Source organism: Mycobacterium sp. E342, assembly GCF_001667665.1.
GTDB lineage: Bacteria > Actinomycetota > Actinomycetes > Mycobacteriales > Mycobacteriaceae > Mycobacterium.
This window is the reverse complement of the sequence record NZ_LZJM01000256.1, coordinates 1-501: the sequence shown is the minus strand read 5'-3', so window position 1 is coordinate 501 and position 501 is coordinate 1. Positions and strand designations below refer to the sequence as shown.

At 70.5% G+C, this 501-nt stretch carries 1 protein-coding gene; it reads left to right on the top strand.

Translation table 11 applies throughout. The features are described from left to right. The coding region (locus A5692_RS20630) for a TetR/AcrR family transcriptional regulator (RefSeq protein ID WP_068059196.1) at positions 1-501 on the top strand (501 nt) is incomplete at both ends.

Below are 501 nucleotides of genomic sequence, written 5' to 3'. Positions count from 1 at the left end.
GTCGGGTACGCGGGCGCCACCATCCGTGAGATCGCCCGGGCTGCGAACATCACCAGCGCCAGCCTCTACAACTACTTTCCGAACAAGGCGGAGCTGATCAACGCCGCGATAGCGGCGCGCACGGACGTCGCGTTGCCGCGGCTGCGCGCGGCCGCCGCGCGCCCGGGGACCGCCGTCGACCGCATCGAGGCGGTGCTCGACGAATCGGGCCGGCTCATGCGCGAGTATCCCGATCTTGCCGCCTTCGAGTGGGTGATCCGCGCCGAAGGCGCTGTCGCCCGCGATTCGCGGCTCGCGGCCGACTTCCAGGTGTTTCGCGGAATCATCGAGGGTGTCATCGACGATGCCTACCGCCGGGGCGAGCTCGCGCACCGGGCCGACCGCAACGGCATCGTCGAGGCCGTCTACGCGCTGATCTATGGGTTGACGGAGCGGGCGGCCAGTCTGGGCCCGGAGGCTTACGCGGCCACGCTCGCCTCCGCCAAGGACTTGGTCAGGGGG